Source organism: Actinomadura sp. 6K520, from assembly GCF_004349245.1.
In the GTDB taxonomy this organism is placed as follows: Bacteria; Actinomycetota; Actinomycetes; order Streptosporangiales; family Streptosporangiaceae; genus Spirillospora.
This window is the reverse complement of record NZ_SMLC01000395.1, coordinates 1-1409: the sequence shown is the minus strand read 5'-3', so window position 1 is coordinate 1409 and position 1409 is coordinate 1. Positions and strand designations below refer to the sequence as shown.

Sequence of the window (1409 nt, the reverse complement as noted above, 5' to 3'; positions counted from 1 at the left end):
GGGTGAGGGGGTCGGGGTCGTCGCCGATGGTGGTGAGCCATGCGGTGCCGTTGCGGCGGCCGAGGATCCGGCGGGGGATGATGAGGGTGGAGTCCGGGGATTTGGGGTCGAAGCCGAAGGAGCCGAACGCGACGGGGCCGGTGCCGGGGACGGCGACGGGGTCGTCGATGGAGGCGGTGGCGAACATCTCGTGCAGGAGGCGGGCGGCGGCGGTGAAGCGGCCGGTGCCGCCGGGCAGGTGGATGCGGGCGGCTTCGCCCCAGCCGGCGATTCCCTCGCCGTTGTGGATCCAGGCCAGCGCGGAGGGGTGCGGAAGCCGCGCGATGAGGTTGCCCGGGTCGGGGACCGGGACGGTGCGGACGGCCAGGCGCTCCGGTGCTGTCACGGCGAGCTTCACGCAAGCCACTGTACGCCAGATTTGAACCTGTTCAAACGGGTGTGGAGGGAGTGCGGTGAGGTGTGCGCCACACGCCCGGGTCCCGGCGGGGCCGCCGGGCGCCGTGTCCGGTGCGGGGGCATATGCCCGCCCGCACCGGGCTCATGCACGGAACGCGGGCGGGCTGTGCGCGGGTGACCTGTTGCGCGGGTGACCTGTTGCGCGGGTGACCTGTTGCGCGGGTGACCTGTTGCGCGGGTGACCTGTTGCGCGGGTGTGTTGCGGGGTGGGGCCGGGCGCGGCGCGGGTCAGCGGCCGCGGGCGGCTCCGGTCAGCTTCCACGCCGCCGGCAGCAGGCCGGCCGCGAGCAGGACCTTCAGCGCGTCCCCGGCCAGGAACGGCGTGACGCCGAGGTCGAGGGCCCGGCCGAGGCCGATGTCCAGGGACGCCATCAGGTACGGGACGCCGGCCGCGTACATGATGACGGTGCCGGCGAGCATGGTGGCGACGGTGCGCACGGGGGTGCGGTCCCCGCCGCGGCGGGCCAGCGCGCCGACCGCGGCCGCGGCGGCGACGAACCCGATGACGTACCCGAGGGTGGGGATGCCGGTTCCGGAGCCGCCCTCGGTGAACCAGGGCATGCCCGCCATCCCGGCCAGCAGGTAGACGATCATCGCGAGGCCGGCGCGTCCGAAGCCGAGGGCGGCGCCCGCCAGCAGGACCGCGAACGTCTGCCCGGTCACCGGCACCGGGGTGCCGGGCAGCGGGACGGCGAGCTGCGCGGCCGCGCCGACGAACGCGGCGGCGCCGACGACGAGTGCGGCGTCGCGGGCCAGCGAACCGGGCAGCAGGTCGCCCAGGACGGCGGGGCGCCGCTGGGCTGCGTGGGCAGTGGCCACAGGGTCCTCCCAAAAGGTGTTGTCAGTCCGGAAACCTAGCGAACGGGACGTCGGGCCTGATGAAGGGGGTTACCGGAAGAAGGGGCCTGACGGGACCGGGGCGCGGACGCCGGGGAGGCTGTCTCTTATACACA

1 protein-coding gene and 1 pseudogene are annotated in these 1409 nt (G+C 74.5%); both read right to left on the bottom strand.

Going from position 1 to position 1409, the window contains the following annotated elements:
- Positions 1-397, bottom strand: a pseudogene (locus tag E1289_RS37580) (isochorismate synthase); the annotation flags it as partial.
- 287 nt (positions 398-684) lie between these two features.
- The gene (locus tag E1289_RS37575; protein ID WP_131988947.1) at positions 685-1275 is read right to left on the bottom strand and encodes a biotin transporter BioY; all 591 of its coding nucleotides are present in this window, start codon (positions 1273-1275) and stop codon (positions 685-687) included.
- Between the last annotated feature and the right edge of the window lie 134 nt (positions 1276-1409).